The following is a 22743-nucleotide window of genomic DNA, read 5'->3' on the forward strand; positions in this document are numbered from 1 at the left end:
CTACCGCCCCCACCCCTTTGCTCTGCAAGGAGACCCCCTCATGAAACGACGCACCCTCTTCACGGCGATCGGCGGTGTCGGCGCCGCCGGTGTGCTGGCCGCCTGCGGCGGCGACGGCGGAAGCGGTTCGGCACGCGTGCTGACCGTGGGAATGCCCAACGGCGCACTGACCGAGAACCACAACCCGTTCATGCCGGACTCGGCGGGCAACAAACTGGGATACCGCTGGCTCATCTACGAACCGCTCGCGCAGGTCAACCTGATCGCCCCCGACTCCGACCCGACCCCGTGGTTGTCGACGGAGTGGGCCTGGAACGAGGACTACACCGCCGTCGACCTGACGATCCGGACCGGTGTCAAGTGGTCCGACGACGAGGACCTGACCGCCGACGACGTCGCCTTCACCTTCAACCTGATGAAGGACAACCCCGCACTCAACGGCGAGGCGCTCCCGTTCGAGTCGGTGACGGCGGCCGGTGACGTGGTCACGGTGACGTTCTCGGAGTCCCAGTTCATCAACCAGGGCAAGGTCCTGGGCACCATGGTGCTGCCGCAGCACGTGTGGAGCGCCATGGACGACCCCGCCACCGACATCAACCTCAACCCGATCGGTTCCGGTCCGTACACGCTCAAGAGCTGGACCACGCAGGTCGTGACCGTGGTGCCCAACGACAAGTACTGGGGCGGTGAGCCGCCGGTACCGGAGATCCGGTACACGTCCTACAACGACAACAACGCGCAGACCACCGCACTGGCCAACGGCGACTGCCAGTGGTCCTACGTGTTCATCCCCGACTTCCAGAAGATCTTCATCGACAAGGACCCCGAACACTTCCACCTGTGGTTCCCGTCGGGTCTGGGCATCCACGCCCTGTGGCTCAACCACACCCGCAAGCCGTTCGACAACGTGGCGCTGCGCCGGGCGGTGAACCTCGCCATCGACCGCGTCATGGTCCACGAGATCGGTGAGTCGGGACTCTACCCGCTGGTCGACAACCTGACCGGCATCCCGCGGCCCGCCGGTGACGCGTTCATCGCGCCCGAGTTCCAGGACGCGACCCACCAGGTCGATCTGGACGAGGCGAAACGCATCCTGGAGGAGGCCGACTACACCTGGGACGCCGACGGCGCGCTCCTCGACCCCGACGGTGAGCCCGTCACCTTCGTGATGCAGGACCCGACCGGCTGGTCGGACTACCTGGCGTCGCTGGCGATCATCGCCGACAACCTGTCGGCGCTGGGCATCGAGGCCACCGTGGAGGCTCCGGAGTTCGACGTGTGGAACGACGCCAAGGCGACCGGCGACTTCGACGCCATGCTGCACTGGACCGCCACGGGCGTCACGCCCTACGAGATCTTCGCCAACTGCATGGACATGGCGTACTACAAGGAGCTCGGCGAGATCGCCAACTGGAACTTCGGCCGGTTCGAGAGCGAGGAGGCGACGCAGGCGTTGCGGGACTACGCCTCCGCCACCGACGACGAGACGCGCGCCGAGTGCATGGCGACGCTGCAACGGATCATGATCGAGGAGGTGCCGGTGATCCCCCTGGTCGCGGGACCGATCGGCGCCGAGTACTCGACGCGGCACTGGACCGGCTGGCCCAGTGAGGAGGACCCGTACGCGATGCCGCAACCGACCCAGCCGAGCGCCTCGCAGATCGTCATGAACCTCAAACCCGCCTGACCCGCCCTCCCCCGCGCGCTTGGTTGGTCATACGCCCGGCTTGGTTGGTCATACGACGCCGAAAAATCGGACATCGGGGCCTATTCGAGGCATGTCGATGGTCGTACGGCCAACCAAGCCGCGTAGCGGCGGCCCACCGGCGCTCCCCCCATCGTTCCCACCGCATCTGGCAGGTACCACATGGCGACCACCGAACTCGCATCCTCCGATCAGTCCGACGTGGTGCTGGCCGCCCACGCGCTGTCGAAACACTTCCGTCTCCACCGGGGACGCCGCCGCCTCCACGCCGTGGACGGGGTCGACCTCGCACTGCGCCGCGGCCGGGTCGTGGCCCTGGTCGGCGAGTCCGGTTCGGGCAAGTCGACCGTCGCGCGACTCCTGGCGCAACTCCATCCGGCGACGTCCGGTGAGGTACGACTGCACGGCCGGCCGGTGAAGGTACGGGCAGGCAGGCGTTTCCGCGCCTACGCCCGCCGGGTACAGCTCATCCTGCAGGACCCGTTCGCCTCGCTCAACCCGATCCACACCGTGCGATACGTGTTGACCCGGTCGCTGAAGATCCACCACCCCGGCATCAAGGGCGAGGCACTGGAACAGGGGCTCACCGACCTGCTGACCAAGGTCCACCTGCAACCCGACCGGTTCCTCGACAAGTTCCCCCACGAGTTGTCGGGCGGCCAACGCCAGCGGGTGTCGATCGCACGCGCCCTGGGCGCCACCCCGGAGGTGCTGCTGGCCGACGAACCGGTGTCCATGTTGGACGTCTCGATCCGCCTCGGAGTCCTCAACCTCCTGTCGGAACTGAAGAACGACATGAACCTGGCGATCCTGTACATCACGCACGACATCGCCTCGGCACGCTACTTCTCCGACGAGACGATCGTGATGTACGCCGGCCAGGTCGTGGAACGGGGCGACTCGGAGACCGTCACGCAACGACCCGCGCACCCCTACACGAGGCTGCTCATCGCCTCGGCGCCCGACCCCGACAACCTCGCCGCCGCGCCGGAGACCAACGGCGCCAAGGGGGAGCCGCCGAGCCTGATCGATCCCCCTCCGGGCTGTCGCTTCCAGCCCCGCTGTCCCAGGGCGACCGCCCGCTGCGCGACCGAGTCACCGCCGTCGTTCCCGGTGTCGGGGACGCAGGAGGCCGCCTGCTGGCTGTTCGCACCGGCCGGCGGGAACGAGGAGGTCCCACGGTGAGATACCTGCTTCGCCGCGCGGCGTTCTACCTGCTCACCGCGTGGGCGGCCATCACGTTGAACTTCCTCATACCCCGGATGCTCCCGGGCGACCCGGTGCGTTCGCTCATCGCCCGTTTCCAGGGCCGGATCAGCGTCGAGGCCACCGAGTCCCTGTACATCCTGTTCGGGCTCGACGAGCAGAAGAGCCTCTGGCAGCAGTACCTCGACTACTGGGGCAACCTGTTGTCGGGCAACCTGGGACTGTCGTTCGCGTACTTCCCGACCCCGGTGGTCGACATCATCGAGCAGAGTCTCCCCTGGACGCTGGCGCTCGTCGGACTGTCGACGATCCTGAGCTTCGTACTCGGCACCATGCTGGGCGTGTGGGTGGGTTGGCGGCGCGGAACCTGGGCCGACGGACTGCTCCCGGTGACGAACTTCCTGTCGGCCATCCCGTACTTCTGGATCGGATTGATCGCCATCGCGGTGTTCGCGGTGGCGTGGCCGATCTTCCCCGCCTCGGGCGGCTTCGACCCCGGCCTGATCCCCTCGGCCACACCGGAGTTCATCGGGTCGGCGATCTACCACGGCCTGCTGCCCGCGTTCACGATCGTCATCAGTTCGGTGGCCGGGTGGATCCTGGGGATGCGGAACATGATGGTGACGGTGTCCTCGGAGGACTACGTGACGGTGGCGCACGCGAAGGGCCTGCCGGAACGGCGGGTGATGATCGGATACGCGGCCCGCAACGCCGTCCTGCCGAACGTCTCCGGTTTCGCCCTGTCACTGGGTTTCATCGTCGGCGGCACCCTGGTGACCGAGATGGTGTTCACCTATCCCGGAATCGGATACATGCTGTTCCAGGCCGTGGGCGCCAAGGACTACCCGCTCATGCAGGGGTTCTTCCTCATCATCACGCTGTCGGTGTTGGTCGCCAACATGCTGGCCGACATCGCCTACGCCGTACTCGACCCGCGCACCCGGCAGGAGGGCTGACCCGTGGTGACACCCGCCCAAGCTCCCGCAGTCGTGACCGAACCCACCGCGGGCTCGACCCGCCGGCGACGCGGCCTGACCGGGAACCTGTTGTTCTTCCGCAACCGCAAGACCGTCATCGGACTGGTCATCCTGGGTTTCTTCACCGTGCTCGCCCTGATCGGCGACCTGATCGCACCGTACGATCCGTCGCTGCCCTCCGAGGTGGGACTCCAACCGCCGTCGGCCGACCACTGGCTGGGAACGACCCTGTTGGGCCAGGACATCCTCTCCCAGATCCTGGTGGGGACCCGCGGCGTGCTGTTCGTGGGCCTGCTGGCGGGCCTGCTCGCCGCCGTGCTGTCGGTACTGGTCGGCGTCACCGCCGGCTTCCTCGGCGGCATCGGGGACGAGGGGTTGTCGTTGTTGTCGAACATCTTCCTCGTCATCCCGGCGCTTCCACTGATCATCATCGTGGCGGGCCTGCTGCCCGACGCCGGTGGGCTGACCGTGGCCCTCATCATCGCGCTGACCGGCTGGGCGTGGGGCGCCAGGGTGTTGCGCGCCCAGACCCTGTCCCTGCGGCGACGCGACTTCATCGAGGCGGCCCGCGCCAACGGCGAGTCGACGTGGCGCATCATCGTCTTCGAGATCCTGCCGAACCTGACGGCCGTGATCGCCTCCGGTTTCATCGGGACGGTCATCTTCGCCATCCTCTCCGAGATCACCCTCGCGTTCATGGGCGTCACCAACATCAGCGAGTGGAACTGGGGGACCATCCTGTTCTGGGCGCAGAGCAACCAGGCGCTCGCCCTGGGCGCCTGGTGGTGGTTCGTACCCGCCGGACTGTGCATCGCGGCGGTGGGCACCGCGTTGACCCTCATCAACTTCGGCATCGACGAGTTCGTCAACCCCCGCCTGCGGACGACCGGGAAGAACGCCAAGATCCTGCGTGCCCGGCGGATCCGGGCCAGGGTCGGTTTCACCCCGGTCTACCGCGGCACCGGAAAGGAGCAGTCATGACCGGCGAACCGGTTCTGGAGATCCGCAACCTGAGCGTCGAGTACGGGTACGACGCCGACGCCGTCCGGGTGCTCCGCGACGTGAACCTCACGTTGCACGCCGGTGAGGTGTTGGGGCTGGCCGGCGAGAGCGGCTGCGGCAAGTCGACGTTGGCGTACGCGGCCACCCGCCTGCTGCCGCCACCGGGGATCATCACCGGCGGAGAGGTGGTGTTCACCAGCACCCGGGACGATCGGCGCTACGACCTGTTGACCGCCACCGACGACGAGTTGCGTGCCACCCGGTGGGAGGACACCGCGATCGTGTTCCAGGGCGCCATGAACTCGCTCAACCCGGTGTACCGGATCGGTCGTCAGCTCACCGACGCCATCTCCGCGCACCGGCCGGAGCAGTCGGCGCGGCAGCGCCGCGACCGTGCCGCCGAGTTGCTGGACATGGTCGGGATCCCGGCGGACCGCCTTCGCAGTTACCCGCACCAGTTGTCGGGCGGGATGCGGCAGCGGGTGATGATCGCGATGGCGCTCGCCCTGGAGCCACAACTGGTCATAATGGACGAACCGACGACGGCGCTCGACGTGGTGATGCAGCGTCAGATCCTCCAGCAGCTCGCGGACCTGCGGACCCGGCTGGGCTTCTCGGTCGTGTTCATCACCCACGACGTGTCGCTGCTGATCGAGCTGGCCGACCGGATCGCGGTCATGTACGCCGGTGAGATCGTCGAGGACGCCACCGCCTCCCAGATGTACCGGACGCCGCGGCATCCCTACACCGACGGGCTGTTGCACTCGTTCCCGCCGCTGCACGGGCCGCGGCAGGAGCTGGGCGGCATCCCGGGCGCCCCACCGGACCTGATGTCGCTCCCGCGCGGTTGCACGTTCGCACCCCGTTGCCGGGTGGCGCTGGACCGGTGCCGCGACGAACGGCCGGCCCTGACCGCCACGGCGTTCGCGGACCGGGAGCCGCACCGGCGGGTGGCGTGTTTCCAACACGAGCGGGAGGCGGCGGCCATCCCACCCTCGCTCACGGTGATGTGAGCACCGTCCGGGAGTATGGACGTACCCCGGTTCACATCCGACTTACTTACCGATCAGTAAGTGAGCATATCCAAAGTAGGCTTTATCCCATGACTGACGCCGACGGCACTCCGGCGAACCGCGCCTCCGGCAAGGCCAAGGGCCCCCGACAACTGCGCTCGGAACAACGCCGCCTGGAGATACTGCGCGCCGCCACCGCCACCTTCGGCGCTCGCGGCTACCGCAACGGATCACTCGGCGAGATCGCCGACCAGGTCGGCATCACCCACGCCGGCATCCTCCACCACTTCGGTTCGAAGAACCAACTCCTGTTGGAGGTACTGGACTACCGCGACCAGGTCGACGTCGAACAGTTGGAGGGCAAGCACCCACCCGAGGGCCTTCCACTGTTCCGGCACCTGGTGGACACCGCCCGCAACAACACCACCCGTCCCGGCATCGTGCAGACCTACGCGGTGCTGTCGGCCGACTCGGTCACCGACGACCACCCGGCACAGGAGTACTTCCGCAACCGGTTCAGCGGGCTGCGCGAGATGATCTCCCGCTCGCTCGCGCAGATCTGCGACCCCGACGCGATGCCCTCCGACACCGACATCGACACCGCTGCCTCGGCGATCATCGGCGTCATGGACGGCCTCCAGGTGCAGTGGCTGCTCGACGACGGGGCGGTGGACCTGCCCTACGCGACGGCATTCGCCATCGACGCGATCCTGACCGCCCTGGTGGCCGGTCGCACCGGTGACCGGCTGCGATGAGCGCCCGACGGGCCTTCAGCCGGGCGGGTCGCATACCCACGGCATATCGACACCGGTTAACCTGCTCCAGCAGGAAACCACCATCCCTAGGAGTAGCCATGCCCAAGCAACTCAACCCGATGCCGCCGTCGGCCAAGACGGCCCGCCGCGCGATATGGGTTCAGGTGCTGTTGGCTCTGGCGCTGGGCGGCGCGATCTGGTTCGGGCACGAGAACCGCCACGAGTGGATTCCCGACGTGGTCGCCGACGACATCTACCGCACCGCCGCCGGGCTCGCCGCCGGGGCGGTGTTCCTCCTCCTGATGTCCTGGCTCATGCGCTACCAGTGGCGGTGGGTCTGGGTCCTCGTACTGCTCGTCGAGATCGGTTGCGTCGCCGCCCTGGTGTGGACCGGCATCGAGGGGGTCAACTGGTGGATCGTCGCGGCGCTGTGCCTGGTCCCGGTCACCGTGTTCTTCTCGCTGATCGGACGCGTGTCGCGCCGCTGGTTCCACCACTAGGCCACGTGTGGCGCACCCACCCGCCGACCCGGCCACCGTCGTTCCGGCCTCCGGCGGGGTGGAGAATGCGGGACGTCACGGGCCGATCGTCGGTCCAGCCGCCGGGCGGGGACACCCCCGCCCCGACCACGGGGAGCAGCATGAGTTTTCTGTCGGCCGCACGTTTCGGCAGGCCGGACCCTGACGGCCCACCGAACCCGGTCCGGATCCCCCGCATCCTCATGTGGGTGCAACTGGCTCTCGTGCTGCTCATGGTGGCCGCGAGCGTGCAGAACCTACTCACGCTGCGCGCGATGACCGACGCCGAGCTGGCCGAGAGCACCGACGGCGACATCACCTCCCAGGCCGACATCCAGTACACGCCCGCCTGGGCCATCACCATCGTGCTGATCGCCCTGGGACTGGCCCTGGGCTGGTGCGCCTGGCGGCTGCCGACACGCGCCCGCGCGGTGCGGACCGCCACCATCACCACCGAGGTGCTGCTCATCGTGGTCATCATGCTGGCCGCGCCCTCACTGTGCAACCTGGGCCTGTTCGTGCTTCCCGCCGGGGCCGTCATCATCACGCTGACGCGGTCTCCCGCCAGGGAGTGGTTCACCGGGAAGCCACAGGACTGACCCACACCGCCGTATCGGACCGATCGGCCGTGTCCGAAGGCGCGTACAGTGTGGGCGTTCCGTTCGCCACCGTCCGGCAGGAGCCCAGATGAGTTCGGACCGAAAGCCGTCCGCAGTACCGGACGCGATCCTGCTACTGCGACTCGTACTCGTCGTGCAGTGTGCGGTGGCGTTGCTCGGCGGACTGTTGTTGTCCGCCCTGGCCGATCCCGCGATCGGCCTGTCGGGTCGTGCGGAACCGTTGCGGCACACGCAGACCGGCGTCACGATCGCGTTCTCGCTCGCGACCGCGGCGATGCTCGCCGGTTGCGCGGTGTCGCTGTCACGCCCGTCGGTCCGGCTGTTCCGCGTCATCCTGCTCATGGAGGCCGTACTCCTCGCCGGCTGGGCGAACACGCTGCTGAACAACGGTCTCGGACCGTTGCCGATGCTGGGCATCCTGCTCGTCGCCGTCGCCCTGGTCTCACTGTTCCGCCAGGAGGGCAAGAGGTTCCTGTGTGACGGTGGTCGTCGGCCGCCGGCGGCCTCCACACCGGGATGATCCGCGCGACGACGATCTCGGCCGCTTTATCGGGTGACACACGGGGAACGTGACGGTACAGTGTGGGCGGATAATGCCGCCCCACATCCCCGTGCCCACAAGGAGTCCCCTCCGATGCCCATGCCCGACCACTACTACATGCCCTCGCCGGTGAGGCGACTGCGCGTCATCCTCTGGACGCAGTGCGGCTTCACGCTGCTGGGCGCCGCGCTGATCCTCTTCGCACTGTCCCAGATCGACGACGCCACCGCCCAGGCGGTCATCGCCGTGACCCTGGGCATCTCGTTCATCTCGGCGGCCGCACTGGGAGTGTGCGCCGCCTTGACACACAAGCGGTATAGCTGGGTGTTCTACCTGGTCATCGTCGTGGAAGGCCTGGTTATCCTCGACCGCCTCGTCACCCTCCTGAGCGGTCAGTTCAACATCTTCCTGCTGCTCGGGATGCTGATCGCCGTCCTGGCACTGGTCAACGTGCTCAACGAGGAGAGTCGCGACTACCTGCTCCGTCGCGGCTGATCGGCACCCCGGCGGCCCCCACGGGCCGCCGGGCTCGACGTCGCCGACCGAAGCACGGCCGGTCTCGACACGAGGAGGTAGCCTCGTTGTCACCCACCGCAGTCGGTCTCTGCGTGTTCCCCCATATCGAAGGAGCGACGTCGATGGTCTCCTACGCCGAACTGGCCAATATGGACATGACGAGGCTCGCGGGTGCGGCCGAGGTGTCCGGTGTCCTGGCCGGTCGACTGGCCACACATACCACCGACCTGCGGACGGTCGCCGACATCCCGCCGGACGTGTGGAGCGGCCCCGACGAGGCCGCCGCCTCCGACAGCCTCGTGACGAGATCCGAGTCGCTCTACGCGGTCTCCGACGTGTTCGCACGCTGCCGGACGATCCTGGAGGAGCTCGTCACGGCCCTCGGCACCGCCAGGGAGCGATTGGGCGACGCCCACGAACGGATCGCGGGCACCGGCATCACCATCGGTCCCGACGGCACCGTCACTACACCGGTGGTCCAGGACGCCGACGTCGCCACCTTCAACGAGGAACTGGCTCAGCAGGCACGTGCCGTCATCGACGAGGCGCTCCGGTGGGCCCGAGAGGCCGACGACCGGGCCGCGAACGCCCTCGCCCTGTTCGGATTCGGGTTCGGGTTCGGTGACGAGTCCTCGCTGTTCGGCGACGACGGCAAGCCACCACTCTGGCTGGAGATCCTGACCGAACGACTCAGCCCCGGCTTCTTCGACCTGCTGCCACCCGAGATGCAGTCGAAGATCATAGGCACCCTCACGAAGGAGACGGCCGAGGCCCAAGGCGCGGACTGCCGGGAGATCGACGGCCTGATGGTCTGCGTCAACGCGCCGAGCTGGATGTACGAACGGGGTGGAACCACCATCGGCGACACCTTCGTCAGTGCCGCCGACAGTTTCGAGGAGCTCGAAGCGCGGCCGGCCCCGTTCACGCTGTCGGAACTGATCAACCACGAGAAGTTCCACCGCGACGAACAGTGGCGACGCTACGGGATCGGATTCATCCCCATGTACCTCGCCGAGGAGGCGGTGGCGCCGGGCGGGGAGAACAGGTACGAGCGCGCCGCCGAGGCGGCGGGAAGGACCGGCTACTGACCATCGCGTGCCGATACCGGCGATACACGTGGGACCGTCTCCTCACCGCTCGTTCGGCGTGTGCCGTGTCGTTCCGGGTGGCGGGCGCACCACGCGCACCGAGGTGGCCGAAGTCGGGGGGACAGCGACCTTGAAAACCACGGAGTAACGTCGATGTGCCCCGGCTTCGTGGCCGTTCAGGGCTCGATCGCCGACTCGCGCCGACTGAACAGCGTCAGGCACAACACGGCGATGGCGGTGAGGCCCGCCAATCCGAGCAACAGGGCCGGGAAGGCGAGGTCCAGGCCGGCGGTGAGCGGTCCGAGGCTCGCCCCGATGAACAGCACGAACCCGTTCAGCGCCATCCCGCCGGCCCGCTGGGGAACGGCGGCTTCCCCGAACAGGGTGATCATCGCCGGCACCGCCAGCGCCACACCGACGACGTAGACCAGGCTCGTCACGGCGATGCCCACCGGCGAGTCGGCGAGCAGGGCTTCGGTGACGAGCCCGAGGGCTGCCACGGCGAAGCCGAGACGGGCGACGCCCGACGTACCGAACCGGCGGGCGAGAGGTCCGACCGCCAGGGATGCGAACATGCCGGGTAGGCCGGCCAGCCGCAGCCAGATCGTATGCGACGCGTCCAGTCCGAGCGTGCCAAGCTGCGGTCCGAGGCCGGTGTACATCGCGACGAACCCGAGCAGCAGTGTGAGGTGTGCGGCGGCCAGTAGTAGCACCCGCGGCATCACCGCGACCCGCCCGAGCGCGACGAAGCGCTTCCCCAGGCCGCCGGGAACGGCGGGGCGTGGCGGCTCGACGACCAGGACGGCGACACCGGCGAGGCAGCCGCACAGCACCACACCGGACAACACGAACATCCACGACCAACCGAGACTCAGGGCGATCGCGGAGGCGAGCGCCTGCCCGGTGATGCCCGCCACGAGGAACGCGGTCGACATCGCGCCGATGGAGGCGGCACGACGGGACGGCGGGGTGGCCTCGGCCAGGTAGGCGAGTGCGACGGGGGCGAAACTCGCCGCCGCGAGGCCCTGCAACCCGCGCAGTGTCCCCAGTGCCGGAACGGACGATGCCCCGGCCGCACCCAACGTCGCGAGCGTCAGGGCGGCGAGTCCGATCACGAGTACCCTCCTGCGCCCGTATTGGTCCGCCAGCGGCCCCCAGACGAGGAACCCGACCGCGTAACAGACGCTGAACGCGGTCGACAGCGCGAACGACACGTCCCCGCCCAGGTCTTCACCGACCGGTCCGACCAACGGGATCGCCGCGTACAGCTGGGTGAGTACGAACAACGCCGTGACAACGAGCACGACGACCGCCCCGGCAGACGCCGGGAACTCCGGTGGCCGAGCGCTCCTGCGGTGGGAGGTCTGCGCGGTGAGCGTGGATGGTGACACGACTCCTCCATTTCCAACGTCAACGTTGGAAGTAACCATAGTACGCTCGCGACACATCTCCAACTCATTCGTTGGAGTTCGCGGTCGGCAATGATCGGAGTAGGGTGTGTGATGGCGTGGGACACTGAGGGAACTAAGCGGAGCATCCTTGACGCCGCCGTGGACGAGTTCGCGGCGCACGGCCCGGACGGCACGACCATCGAGCGGATCGCGCGCAAGGCGGGGGTCAACAAGGAACGGGTTTACAACTACTTCGGCGGCAAACGGGAACTGTTCGCCCGCGTGCTGCGCGACGAACTGGCCAAGGTCGCCCGGGATGTGCCGGTGGAGTCCTTCGCCACCGAGGACATCGGCGAGTACGCCGGTCGGGTCTACGACTACCACCGTCTCCACCCCGAACTCGGACGACTGCTGCGCTGGGAGGGGCTCGCCTTCGATGCCGCGGTGCCCGACGAGGAACAACGGCGGGAGCACTACAGCTACAAGACCGCCGCCGTCGCCGACGGACAGGAGCACGGGGCACTCACCCGGGAGCTCGACGCGGACCACCTGATCTTTCTCGTGCTGTCGCTGGCCGGCTGGTGGTCCGCCGTGCCGCAGGTCGCGCGGATGATCACCGGCGACGAGACCGAGGCCGAACACCAACGCCGCCGCGCCTCCGTCGTCGCGGCCACGCGCAGACTCGCCGCGCCCGGGTGACGAAGGGGCCGGACCCGGCTTCCGGAAACGAAGCCGGAACGTCGCCCACCCGGCCGTGTTCGTCATCCCGGCAGGACACCTTCGAGTGGTCGGCTCGTAGCCCGCCGAGAAAGGTGAACAGCCCGGTGCGAGCCGGGAACGTGCTCACGGGTGCCGCCCGTCACGTTCCGGTTGTAGTCCATCGCGATCCCGATCCAGCACGACAAGTGCTCGTCGACGCTGATCGCGTCGGCAGCGACTTCGATCCAACAGGGGCCCATGTCGCGGCCAGGGCCCATCTCCGCCTGCGCGGCCCCGGGCCTACCGAGGAGTTCGTCGTGCCGGCCGGTGTCGACCCGTACGAGGAGGTCACCGTCTCTCAGAGCGCTGACGATGATCTTCTCATTCACCATCACGGATATACCGCCGAACATCGAGACCTCACGTACCACCGGTTCACCGGCGATCAAGCCACGGATCCGTCCGAGGAGGACGGTCTGCGCGGGAGTCATGACCCACTCCCGCTCAAGCCTGCTGAGGCGGCACGTAGGAGAGCCGGTCGAAGACGAGCACACTCTCGGTGATCCTGCCGCCCTCGACGGTGAAGAACTCGGCAGCCGGTGTGGTGGAGGTCGTCGCGGTCCGGGGGTGGTAGAAGAGTGCGACACGATCGCCGTCGACGAACTCGGCGATGCCGGTGAGCATCGGGGCGAAGTCGCCGATGCCCCCCGTAGGAGTCCTTGCCGTTCAGGTCGACGCCCGGAGCGCGACACGCGATGTCGTCCGCGACGTGGCTCATCGCCGTGTCGATGTCACCGCTGGTCCATGCGCGGTTACTCCTGCACGGTGTCCCTCAACGCCGGCTGGATCGAGGCGACCGGGTCACCGACGGGACGGGCCGTTGAACGGCCCGTCCCGGGAACGACGTCAGGGTCGTCCGTGGGAAACCGTGGCGCTCGGCGTCTCCGCTCGACGGTGGGTGCGAGCGTTCGACCGAGGCCCCGACGTCCGTACTACCAGCCGCGCTTGGCGAACTGCTGGGTCTCGGGGAGGGTCTGCACGTTCAGGCCGACCATGGCCTCGCCCAGGCCCCGGGAGACCTTCGCGACGACGTCGGCGTCGTCGTGGAACGCGGTCGCCTTGACGATGGCGGCGGCACGCTTGGCGGGATCACCGGACTTGAAGATGCCCGAGCCGACGAACACGCCCTCGGCGCCGAGCTGCATCATCATGGCCGCGTCGGCGGGGGTGGCGATACCGCCGGCGGTGAACAGGACGACCGGGAGGCGGCCGGCCTTCGCGACCTCCTGCACCAGGTCGAACGGCGCGCGCAGCTCCTTGGCGGCGGCGTACAGTTCGGCCTCGTCCAGCACGGTGAGCCGCTTCACGTCGGCGCGGATCTGACGCATGTGCCGGGTCGCCTCGACGACGTTGCCGGTACCGGCCTCGCCCTTGGAGCGGATCATCGCCGCACCCTCGGAGATGCGCCGCAGCGCCTCACCCAGGTTGGTGGCACCGCAGACGAACGGAACGGTGAACGGCCACTTGTCGATGTGGTTGGCCTCGTCGGCGGGCGTAAGCACCTCCGACTCGTCGATGTAGTCGACGCCGAGGGACTGCAGCACCTGGGCCTCGACGAAGTGACCGATCCGCGCCTTCGCCATCACGGGGATCGACACGGCCTCGATGATGCCGTCGATCATGTCGGGGTCGCTCATCCGCGACACACCGCCCTCGGCGCGGATGTCGGCGGGCACCCGCTCCAGGGCCATCACCGCGACCGCCCCGGCGTCCTCGGCGATCTTGGCCTGCTCGGGCGTGACCACGTCCATGATGACGCCGCCCTTGAGCATGTCGGCCATGCCGCGCTTCACCCGGGCGGTACCGGTCGTGTTCAATGCAGTCGCCTGGTCGTTCGTCACGCTGGGCCCGCTCCTTCGCGTACGTGAGGGATGTTCAACCCCTCAATCCTACGCAGGAGACGACCGCCACCGACACGGCGGCGACGGTCCCATCCCTGGTCACCGCCGGTGAGATTCACCACTGGACGGAACGCGTGCCCCCGACGGCCGCCGGTGTCCCCGGACCGCGACCGAACCCGCCACGCCCGCCGCGCGTCCGTGGGGCGGGCTCTAGGCTGAAACCCCGACACACCACCGGGACCGGCGTCGCCCGGTCGGTGGTCTCGCCGACTCGTCCGCGCGGAAGGGCCAACCGTGAAGATCAGTTTCCTGATGCACTCGCTGTACAACGTGGGCGGGACCATCCGGACCACGTTGAGCACCGCGACCGCCCTGGCGGACCTGGGCCACGAGATCGCACTCGTCACCGTGTTCCGCAGGCGCACCGAACCGATCTTCCGGATAGACCCGCGCTTCACCGTGACGTCCCTCGTCGACGTGCGCAAGGACGCGCCACCGCCGGCTCCCGGCGACGCGAAGCTGGCGGCCCGGCCGGCCCGGTTGTTCCCCAAGACGGAGGGACGGTACCGGCAGTACAGCCGCCTCACCGACCGGCGGATCGTCGAGTGGCTGCGGGGCTGCGACGCCGACGTCATCGTCGGCACCCGTCCCGGTCTCAACGTGATGCTCGCCCGCTACGGGCCGCGTGACGCCGTCAAGGTCGCGCAGGAACACCTGTTCCTCTCCAAGCACGGCGGACGGCTGACCCGGCGCCTGTACCGGGCGTACCGCAGGGTCGACGCGGTCACGACGGTCTCGGCAACCGACGCCGACGACTACCGGCGGCGGATGCCGCGGATAGCCGACCGGATCGACCACATACCCAACTCCGTCCCGGCCAGTCCGCTGCCGCCCGCGACCGGGGACAGCAGGCTCGTCGTCGCGGCCGGGAGGCTGGAGACGGTGAAACGGTACGACGTGCTGTTGCGCGCGTTCGCGCTGCTGCTCCCCCGCTTCCCGGAATGGCGGCTGCGGATCTACGGCCACGGCCGTGACACCGGGCGGCTCCGGTCGCTCGTCGACGCGCTCGGGCTGAACGACTCAGTCATGTTGATGGGAAGCCGGCACCCCATCGACGCCGAATGGGTGAAGGGCTCCATCGCGGCGGTCACCTCCGACATGGAGTCGTTCGGCCTGACGATCGTGGAGGCCATGGACTGTGGCCTGGCCGTGGTGTCCACCGCCTGCCCGTACGGTCCCCCGGAACTGATCGACCACGGTGTGGACGGCCTGCTCACTCCGATCGGGGACCCGGCGGCGTTCGCCGACGCGCTCGCCCGCGTGATGGCCGACGAGTCGTTGCGCCGGTCGATCGCCGAGGCCGGTCGCGCCAAGGCCGCCGGATTCACCCCGGAGGCCGTCGGCGCCAGGTACGAGGAACTCTTCACCCGGCTGCTGGCCGCCCGTGGCCGCGCCGTCCGCCCCGCCACACCGACCGCGGCGCCTCCGCCGCCGGCCGAGACAGACTGCCGTTCCGTGTCGTTCTCGGCGCTCGAGTTGACCGGTCCACCGGCAGGTGAACTGTTCTGGGACGACGGGACGCGCCGGGTCCCGGTGAAGACCGGCCGGGTCCTGACCGACTGGACGGACCTCACCGACGGCGTGTGGCGGCTGAGCGTCGACTCCGGTCCGGTACCGGCGGGCAGGATCGACACTCGGGCTCTGACGACGCCGCCCGAGGTCGCGCCCCCGGTCGTGGTGGTCCCGTTCGCCGACGAGGGCGGTCTCGCCGTCCGGGTCTGGCGACGCGAGGGGTTCGCCGAGCCGGAGACCGTCGCCGTGACCTCGGAGACGTTGACGGTGACCGGCCGCCTACTGGGAACGCCGCTCGACGGCCTCACCGGTTGGACGCTGGCCAACCGCCGCCGCGAGGATGTCGCCCTGTCGGGCCGGGCCGACGCGACCGCGGACCGGTTCGAGGTCGGCGTCCCCGTCGTTGACCTGCTCGCCGAATCGGTGCCCGGTGACCTGTGGGACCTGTGGTTGACCGGCCCGGATCCGTCGCGGCGGGTCCGGGTTAGCCGGATCCTCGACGACGTCGCGCGACGCAAGGGCGTGGACCGGCCACGGCACCTCACGATCGGGGATCGCCGGATCGAGCCGTACTTCACGGTCGACAACGACCTGGCGGTGCGGATCCGCGAGACGACGCCGGATCAGTCCGGGTTGTCCATGTTGAAGTAGCGTGGCCGGGGCAGTCGCCTGGTCAGACCGAACAGCCTCACCACCCACCGGTGCCGGGTGGCGACCGCGTCCCGTACGACGTCGGTGTGGACCTGCCTGGCGATGGCGACCCGCCGGTTGACGCGCCGCACCTCCTCCAGCGCGGGATCGTCGGGCGGCAGCGGGAGCTCTCGCAACACGCGGGTGAGGTCGTTCTCCGCCGTCTCGCGTTCCTCGGGAAGTGAGTCGAGGCTGGCGTGACCGGCTGCCCGCAACGCCTCGGCGTGCCGTCCCAGGCGCGGGGCCTCGGTGTCGGCCAGTGCCAGCGCGGTCTTGGCCCGGATGTCGAGCTTGCCGGAGAGCGCGGCGTCGGCGTCGACGGCCCGTGCGTGCAGCCGTTCGACGCGGGTGGCGGTCCAGGTGAGGTAGGTGCCGAGCACCGCCACCACGACGACCACGACCACCAACCACCACATAGACGCCGATCTTATCGGTAGCTCCCGTACCGTCCCGGTGGTCTCAGCGTGCTCTCAGCCACCACGGGACGACCGCTATCCTGCACGGAACGGCGGGAGGTAAGGCGTGGAACTCACGGGACTGCGTGTGGTGGTGACCTCGGCGGGCCGGGACTTCGGACGGTCGTTGGCGATCGACCTGGCCGACGCCGGGGCGGCGGTGCACCTGTCGGCCCGCGACCCGGCCGCCGCCGACGAGACGGCCGCGCTCATCCGGCGGCGGGGCGGTCAGGCGTGGCCGTACCGTTGCGACCTCGCCGACCCCGACTCGATCCGGGAGTTCACCGCCCAGGTCGCGGCACGCACCCCGTACGTCGACGTGCTGGTCAACAACGGTGCTCGGTACCTCGCCGGGGCGGATCCGGTCTCCGGGACCGACCGGGACGTCATCGACACGATCGCCGCCACGGCGACCGGAACGATCCTGGTCACCCGGGGCCTGCTGCCGTCGCTGGAACGGTCCGAACGGCCCGACATCGTCACGATGGTGTCGGCGGTCGCCGACCCGGGGCATCGCCGGTCGGAGGCGCATCCGGCGTACTACGCGGCGAAACACGCCCAGGCCGGGTTCCTGGAGATCCTGTCGCACCGGCTCCGGCCGAAGGGCATCCGGGTGATGTCGCTGTATCCGCCCGACTTCGACAACCCGGACCGGCTCGGCCCGGACTGGGACGCTCCGACGTCGGCGACGGACCCGTTGCGGGCGCCGTCGTTGACCGCGTGCGTGAAGTTCGCGATCGGGCAGCCGAGGGACTGCTTCCTCACGTCCCTGCGGTTCGAACAGGCGGTGTGACGCCGAAGCCTCGGCGTCAGCCGCGCAGTTCCTCCGGCAGTTCGGCCTCGTCCTCGGTGACGGTGCCGCCGCTGGCCTCGATGGCGGCGGTGTACACCTCGAGCACCCGTCGCGCCACGACCGGCCAGTCGTAGTCGGCGACCACCTCGGTGGCCCGGCGGGCCAGGTCGGCGCGCAGCCGGGCGTCGTCCAGCAGTTCGGCGGCCGAGGCGCACAGCGCCGCCGCGTCGCCCACCGGGAACAACCGTCCGGCGGTGCCGTTGTCGAGGACGCGGCGGAACGCGTCCAGGTCACTGGCCAGTACCGGCGTACCGGCGGCCATCGCCTCGGTGAGGATCATCCCGAACGACTCCCCGCCGGTGTTGGGCGCGACGTAGACGTCCACGCTGCGCAACATGCGCGCCTTCACCTCGTCGCTCGCCATCCCCAGGAACTCGATCCGGTCGGCGACGTCGGCGGGGACCGACTCCAGCACCTCGGCCGGCTCGCCCGGGCCGAGCACGAGCAACCGCACGCCGGGGTGCCTGCCCGCGAGTTCCACGAAGGCGTCCTTGAGGATGCCGAAACCCTTCCTGGGTTCGGTGAACCTGCCCACGAACCCCAGGGCACCGCCCTCACCGGGCCAGCCGGGCAAGGGTTCCGCGTCGACGAAGAAGGACGCCATGACGCCGTTGGGTATCTCGACCGCACCGCCGCCGAGGTGTTCGACCTGCACCCGCCTGGCGAGCGCACTGACCGCGATGCGCGCGGTGATCTTCTCCAACACGAGCTGCGCCACCCCCTTGCCGGCGGCGAGGGTGCGGGAACGGGTCATCGCGGTGTGGAAGGTCGCCACGACGGGGCCGCGCGCCGACAGACAGGCCAGCAGGGACAGACTGGGCGACAACGGCTCGTGAACGTGCAGCACGTCGAAATCGCCCGCGCGCAACCACTTCCGCACCCGGGTCGCCGCGATCGGCCCGAACGCCAGACGCGCCACCGAACCGTTGTAGGGCACCGGTATCGCCCGGCCGGCGGGCACCACGTAGTCCGGGACGGGGTCGTCGCGTTCGGCGGGGGCGAGCACGCTCACACCGTGGCCGAGCGCCGTCAGGGTCTCCGCGAGGTCACGGATGTGCCCCTGCACCCCACCGGGCACCGCGAACGAGTACGGGCTGACGATTCCGATCTTCACTGGGTCACGTCTCCGTCAGTCGCGGCGGGAGGGGAGGTCGGCCAGCCACAGCCGTTGCAGCATGTGCCAGTCCTGGGGGTTGCGGGCGATGCCTTCGGCGAACCGGTCGGCGATCCGCTGCATCGTGCCGGTGATCCGCTCCGCCAGCGAACCGTCCGCGGGTACCTCCACCGGCCCGAGGAGTTCGCCGCGGCCGGTGCGGTCGGAGTCGTTGTAGAGCACGACGGTGTATATCGGCGCGCCCGTGCGGATGGCGAGCAGTGCGGGGCCGGCGGGCATCCTGGTCGGTTCCCCGAAGAAGTCCACCTCCACGCCGCGGCTCGACAGGTCGCGGTCGGCGACCAGCGGTACGACGTGCCCCTTGCCGAGTGCCTCCGCGAGCACGGTCTGCACAGGGCGTTCCCCGCCGACGTGCGGCTCGATGTGCATTCCGAGCCTGCGCCGGAAGTCCAGGAACCGGTCGAACACGGCCTCCGGTTTGAGGCGCTCGGCCACCGTGGTGACCTGCCATCCCTTCGCGGTCACCCACGCCCCCGCCCAGTCCCAGTTGCCGGAGTGGGGAATCGCGACGATGACGCCCCGGCCGGTGTCGCGGGCCTCGTCGAACGCCTCGGTGCCGTCGAGGTGGAACCGGTTCAGCAGTTCCTCGCGGGAGTACGAGGGCAGCCGGAACGCCTCCAGCCAGTAGCGGCAGTAGGAACGCATCCCCGCTCGGGTGAGGGCGTCCAGCTCGGCGGGGCCGGCGTCCGGGACGACCCTGGCGAGGTTGGCGCGCAGTTGGCGGACGCCCTTGCCGCCCTTGGCGTGGACCCGGTCGGCCGCCATCCGGAACAGGCGTGCCGCGACCGGCTCCGGCAGCATCCGGACCGCCCGCCAGGCGGCACCGTAACCCCACTCCACGAGTCGATCGTTCATGTCGCCGTCCTGCTCAGTTCGCGTTTGACGTACCAGAGTCGCTGCCCGACGGTGAACACCGACAGCGCCGCGAGCAGCCACAGGGTCACCGGCATGCCGTACGGGACACCGAACAGGTACAGCAGCGCCGCCACGCCGACCAGCACCAGGCGTTCGGCGCGTTCGACGACGCCGACGTCGCAGCGGACACCCAGTCCCTCCGCCCGTGCCTTGGCGTAGGAGGTCACCTCCGCGGCCACCAGGCAGACGAGGGCGGCCGCCATCGTGGCGAACCGGTCGGTCGTGGCCAGCCAGAACGCGAGGCCGCCGAAGACCGCGCCGTCGGCGATGCGGTCCATGGTCGAGTCGAGCATGGCGCCGAAACGCCCACCGCCGCCCTTGATGCGGGCCATGGCGCCGTCGAGCAGATCGGTGCAGACCGACAGCGTGATCCCTATCAGTGCCCACAGCAATTCACCGCGCGCCAGCAGCAGCACCGACGACGCGATGACACCCAGGGTGCCCAGCACCGTCACCGCGTTCGGCGACAGGCCCCACCGGACCAGTCCGGCCGCCACCGGGTCCAGGAACTTCGCGACCGTCGCCCGGCCGGAGACGCTGAGAAACTTCGCCATTTCACCCATCGTCCGGACGAGTTCGACAATGGATGCCTACCGCGGGCCCCGCCCGGCATCAGCCCGCCTGAGGTTCCTAACGATATCGGTAGCCCCGCGGCGGCGACGTGCACCACCGCGCCCGGCACGGTGACACTGGTCAGCCCGGCGGTGGGTCCGGCCGGTGCCGGCGGTCGATCGCGTCCTACCGAAAAAACCCGTACCGCATACTTGTGATCTACCCCGCGGTGGGTGTGTGATCTAGGGGGTAAAGGCATCCGAACGCGTGCCAGTCGCCTGGCCCGGCCCTACGGCGGGGAACGACCGGCGGTGTGAGCGGCGTGCCGGACACGTCCGGCGCGACGTCCCATCCCGGGTGTGACGCCCCGCCATCGGCGGTCATCGCGAGGTGACCGGTCCGCCGCAGGACCGAACGACTCGCGTGAAAGGCCGACCATGTCCCACAAGCACCGCGAAAAGGCGGAGGCCGACGCCCCTTCGCAGGTCACCGACCCGGCGAACATCCGCAACGTGGCGCTGGTGGGCCACGCCGGGGTGGGCAAGACCACCCTCGCCGAAGCCCTGCTGGCCGTCACCGGCACCATCGACCGTGCCGGGAACGTCGATGACGGCACCACCGTCTGCGACCACGATCCGGCGGCCGTCGCCCAGCGGCGTTCCGTGGGTGTGGCGTGCGCGCCCCTGCGGTTCGGCGACCTCAAGATCAACCTGTTGGACACCCCCGGCTACGGCGACTTCGTCGGTGAACTGCGCGCCGGGCTGCGCGCGGCCGACGCCGCGTTGTTCGTCGTGTCGGCCGTCAACGGGCTCGACATGGCGACCCGGGCCCTGTGGGAGGAGTGCGCGGCGGCGGGAACACCCCGGGCGGTGGCCGTCACCCGCCTCGACCACCCGCAGGCCGACTTCGACGAGACGGTGGCGTTGTGCCAACGGATGTTCGGCGACGGCGTGCTTCCGGTGTACCTGCCGCTGCTGGGAGACGACGGCGAGTCCACGGCCGGACTGATCGGCCTGATATCCCGGCAGATATTCGATCACGGTGCGGGGAATCCACCGACGGTGTCCTCACCGGAGGAGGTCCATCTGGAGGCGATCGCCGAGGCCCGTGACGCGCTCATCGAGGGGGTCATCGCCGAGAGCGAGGACGAGACGCTGATGGACCGGTACCTGGCCGGGGAGGAGATCGACGCCAAGACCCTGGTGAGTGACCTGGAGACGGCGGTGGCCAGAGGCGCGTTCCACCCCGTGGTGCCGGTGAACGCGACGACCGGCGTGGGACTCGAAGCGGTGCTGGAGCTGATCGCGGGAGGGTTCCCGTCCCCGTTGGAACGCCCGGTGCCGACCGTGACCGGTGTCGACGGTTCGCCCGTGCCACCGCTAACCCCGGACCCGGCCGGTCCGCTCGCCGCCGAGGTCGTCAAGACCACCGTCGACCCGTACGTGGGGCGGGTGTCATTGGTGCGGGTGTTCTCGGGGACGCTTCGCACCGACACGGCGGTACACGTCAGCGGCCACGGCCTGTCCGAACGCGGCCGCCCCGACCACGACTCGGACGAACGGGTCGCGCACGTCTACTCCCCGCTGGGGGCGGCGTTGCGGGAGGTCCCCGAGTGCGTCGCGGGTGACGTCTGCGCCATCACGAAGTCCGGGACCGCCGAGACCGGGGACACGATATCGGCCAGGGACACCCCGTTGCTCATGGCGCCGTGGCCGATGCCCGAACCGTTGCTGCCGATCGCGGTCACCGCCGCCACCCGCGCGGACGAGGACGCGATGGCGAAGAACCTGGCGCGCCTGGTCGCGGCCGATCCGACACTGCGGTTGGAACGCAACGCCGAGACCCACCAGGTCGTGCTGTGGTGCATGGGCGAGTCCCACGCGGAGGTCGTGCTCGACCGGCTCCGCGCCGGTGGCACGCACGTGGACACCGAACCGGTGCGGGTGGCGCTCCGGGAGACCTTCACGGCCGTGGCGACCGGCACCGGCCGCCACGTCAAACAGTCGGGGGGACACGGCCAGTACGGCGTCTGCCACATCCAGGTCGAACCGTTGCCGCAGGGTGGCGGGTTCGAGTTCGTCAACCGCGTCGTCGGCGGCGCGATCCCGACACAGTTCATCGCCAGCGTCGAGAAGGGCGTCGTCGCCCAGATGGAACGTGGCCTGGTGACCGGGCACCCCGTCATCGACATCAGGGTCACCCTGCACGACGGCAAGGCGCACTCGGTGGACTCCTCCGACGCGGCGTTCCAGGCGGCGGGTGCGGCGGCGTTGCGCGACGCCGCCGAGTCCGGGAGGGTGTCGTTGCTGGAACCGGTCGACCGCGTCGCGGTGACGGTCGCCGACGGGTACGTCGGCACGGTGATGAGCGACCTGGCGTCACGACGCGGCCGGGTGCTCGGCACCGAGACCGACGAGCACGATCGCGCCGTCGTCAACGCCGAGGTGCCCGCGGTCGAGTTGCTGCGTTACGCGATCGAGTTGCGCGCGATGACCGCCGGCTCCGGCTGGTTCCGCCGCCGGTTCAGCCGGTACGAGCCGATGCCGCCGCAGTCGGCGGAACAGCACGTGAGGAGCACCCGCTGACCGGGCCGCGCGGAA

At 69.4% G+C, this 22743-nt stretch carries 23 protein-coding genes; 15 read left to right on the forward strand and 8 right to left on the reverse strand.

Translation table 11 applies throughout. From position 1 onward, the window contains the following. The first annotated feature begins 40 nt into the window (after positions 1-40). The 11 genes from LX16_RS09300 to LX16_RS09350 all read left to right on the forward strand — a co-directional run bounded on the left by LX16_RS09300 (position 41) and on the right by LX16_RS09350 (position 9941). Entirely contained in the window at positions 41-1687 is a 1647-nt protein-coding gene (locus tag LX16_RS09300; RefSeq protein WP_147136077.1) for an ABC transporter substrate-binding protein, read from the forward strand. A 180-nt stretch (positions 1688-1867) separates the two neighbouring features. Continuing rightward, entirely contained in the window at positions 1868-2890 is a 1023-nt protein-coding gene (locus LX16_RS09305; protein WP_147136080.1) for an ABC transporter ATP-binding protein, read from the forward strand. Beyond that, positions 2887-3867, forward strand: a complete 981-nt coding sequence (locus tag LX16_RS09310; RefSeq protein ID WP_147136083.1) for an ABC transporter permease — start codon at positions 2887-2889, stop codon at positions 3865-3867. Before LX16_RS09305 ends, LX16_RS09310 begins: the two co-directional genes overlap by 4 nt. A 33-nt stretch (positions 3868-3900) precedes the next feature. Further along, positions 3901-4869: an ABC transporter permease gene (locus tag LX16_RS09315; RefSeq protein ID WP_147136086.1), complete on the forward strand. Its 969-nt coding sequence runs from the start codon at positions 3901-3903 to the stop codon at positions 4867-4869. After that, positions 4866-5903 carry an ABC transporter ATP-binding protein gene (locus LX16_RS09320; RefSeq protein ID WP_147136089.1) on the forward strand — a complete coding sequence of 346 codons (1038 nt, stop codon included), beginning with the start codon at positions 4866-4868 and terminating at the stop codon, positions 5901-5903. Before LX16_RS09315 ends, LX16_RS09320 begins: the two co-directional genes overlap by 4 nt. Before the next feature lie 89 nt (positions 5904-5992). Next, the gene (locus tag LX16_RS09325; RefSeq protein ID WP_147136092.1) at positions 5993-6658 is read left to right on the forward strand and encodes a TetR/AcrR family transcriptional regulator; all 666 of its coding nucleotides are present in this window, start codon (positions 5993-5995) and stop codon (positions 6656-6658) included. Between the two features lie 98 nt (positions 6659-6756). Then, positions 6757-7158 carry a hypothetical protein gene (locus tag LX16_RS09330; protein ID WP_147136095.1) on the forward strand — a complete coding sequence of 134 codons (402 nt, stop codon included), beginning with the start codon at positions 6757-6759 and terminating at the stop codon, positions 7156-7158. Between the two features lie 140 nt (positions 7159-7298). Continuing rightward, positions 7299-7775, forward strand: a complete 477-nt coding sequence (locus tag LX16_RS09335; protein WP_147136098.1) for a hypothetical protein — start codon at positions 7299-7301, stop codon at positions 7773-7775. 88 nt (positions 7776-7863) lie between these two features. Beyond that, positions 7864-8316, forward strand: a complete 453-nt coding sequence (locus LX16_RS09340; protein ID WP_147136101.1) for a hypothetical protein — start codon at positions 7864-7866, stop codon at positions 8314-8316. Between the two features lie 114 nt (positions 8317-8430). After that, the gene (locus LX16_RS09345) at positions 8431-8832 is read left to right on the forward strand and encodes a hypothetical protein (protein WP_147136104.1); all 402 of its coding nucleotides are present in this window, start codon (positions 8431-8433) and stop codon (positions 8830-8832) included. Positions 8833-8975: 143 nt separating this feature from the next. Beyond that, positions 8976-9941, forward strand: coding sequence for a hypothetical protein (locus LX16_RS09350; protein WP_147136107.1), 966 nt, complete (start codon positions 8976-8978; stop codon positions 9939-9941). A gap of 176 nt (positions 9942-10117) precedes the next feature. Here LX16_RS09350 and LX16_RS09355 read toward each other — a convergent pair whose 3' ends face one another. Beyond that, on the reverse strand, positions 10118-11332 hold the full coding sequence (locus LX16_RS09355) for an MFS transporter (protein WP_211354364.1): 1215 nt from the start codon (positions 11330-11332) through the stop codon (positions 10118-10120). Positions 11333-11443: 111 nt separating this feature from the next. Here LX16_RS09355 and LX16_RS09360 point away from each other — a divergent pair, with 111 nt between their 5' ends. Next, positions 11444-12031 (forward strand): TetR/AcrR family transcriptional regulator, encoded by a 588-nt coding sequence (locus LX16_RS09360; protein ID WP_147136112.1) that lies wholly within the window; start codon positions 11444-11446, stop codon positions 12029-12031. Positions 12032-12093: 62 nt separating this feature from the next. Here LX16_RS09360 and LX16_RS09365 read toward each other — a convergent pair whose 3' ends face one another. From LX16_RS09365 to pdxS, 3 genes are all read right to left on the reverse strand, one after another. Further along, positions 12094-12480 carry a TfoX/Sxy family protein gene (locus LX16_RS09365; protein WP_211354365.1) on the reverse strand — a complete coding sequence of 129 codons (387 nt, stop codon included), beginning with the start codon at positions 12478-12480 and terminating at the stop codon, positions 12094-12096. A gap of 55 nt (positions 12481-12535) precedes the next feature. After that, positions 12536-12715 carry a hypothetical protein gene (locus tag LX16_RS27070; RefSeq protein WP_211354366.1) on the reverse strand — a complete coding sequence of 60 codons (180 nt, stop codon included), beginning with the start codon at positions 12713-12715 and terminating at the stop codon, positions 12536-12538. Between the two features lie 308 nt (positions 12716-13023). After that, positions 13024-13872, reverse strand: coding sequence for a pyridoxal 5'-phosphate synthase lyase subunit PdxS (gene pdxS / locus LX16_RS09375; protein ID WP_244615784.1), 849 nt, complete (start codon positions 13870-13872; stop codon positions 13024-13026). Positions 13873-14226: 354 nt separating this feature from the next. Here pdxS and LX16_RS09380 point away from each other — a divergent pair, with 354 nt between their 5' ends. After that, a complete protein-coding gene (locus LX16_RS09380; protein ID WP_147136121.1) occupies positions 14227-16155 on the forward strand; it encodes a glycosyltransferase family 4 protein in 1929 nt (642 codons plus the stop codon). On the opposite strand, the gene LX16_RS09385 is transcribed toward LX16_RS09380, so the two are convergent. Further along, positions 16128-16610: a hypothetical protein gene (locus LX16_RS09385; protein ID WP_147136124.1), complete on the reverse strand. Its 483-nt coding sequence runs from the start codon at positions 16608-16610 to the stop codon at positions 16128-16130. The genes LX16_RS09380 and LX16_RS09385 overlap by 28 nt on opposite strands. Positions 16611-16716: 106 nt before the next feature. Between LX16_RS09385 and LX16_RS09390 the strand changes: the two genes are divergently transcribed. After that, complete coding sequence (locus tag LX16_RS09390) at positions 16717-17442, forward strand: SDR family NAD(P)-dependent oxidoreductase (RefSeq protein ID WP_147136127.1); 726 nt, start codon at positions 16717-16719, stop codon at positions 17440-17442. Between the two features lie 16 nt (positions 17443-17458). Here LX16_RS09390 and LX16_RS09395 read toward each other — a convergent pair whose 3' ends face one another. The 3 genes from LX16_RS09395 to pgsA are packed head-to-tail and all read right to left on the reverse strand — an operon-like array spanning position 17459 to position 20145. Next, a complete protein-coding gene (locus LX16_RS09395; protein WP_147136130.1) occupies positions 17459-18616 on the reverse strand; it encodes a glycosyltransferase family 4 protein in 1158 nt (385 codons plus the stop codon). 15 nt (positions 18617-18631) lie between these two features. Then, positions 18632-19531, reverse strand: a complete 900-nt coding sequence (locus tag LX16_RS09400) for a phosphatidylinositol mannoside acyltransferase (protein ID WP_147136134.1) — start codon at positions 19529-19531, stop codon at positions 18632-18634. Further along, positions 19528-20145: a phosphatidylinositol phosphate synthase gene (gene pgsA / locus LX16_RS09405; RefSeq protein WP_147136137.1), complete on the reverse strand. Its 618-nt coding sequence runs from the start codon at positions 20143-20145 to the stop codon at positions 19528-19530. Before pgsA ends, LX16_RS09400 begins: the two co-directional genes overlap by 4 nt. A 435-nt stretch (positions 20146-20580) precedes the next feature. Here pgsA and LX16_RS09410 point away from each other — a divergent pair, with 435 nt between their 5' ends. Continuing rightward, complete coding sequence (locus tag LX16_RS09410; protein ID WP_147136140.1) at positions 20581-22728, forward strand: elongation factor G-like protein EF-G2; 2148 nt, start codon at positions 20581-20583, stop codon at positions 22726-22728. Positions 22729-22743: the final 15 nt, after the last annotated feature.

This window comes from Stackebrandtia albiflava, assembly GCF_007994225.1.
GTDB classification, from domain to species: domain Bacteria; phylum Actinomycetota; class Actinomycetes; order Mycobacteriales; family Micromonosporaceae; genus Stackebrandtia; species Stackebrandtia albiflava.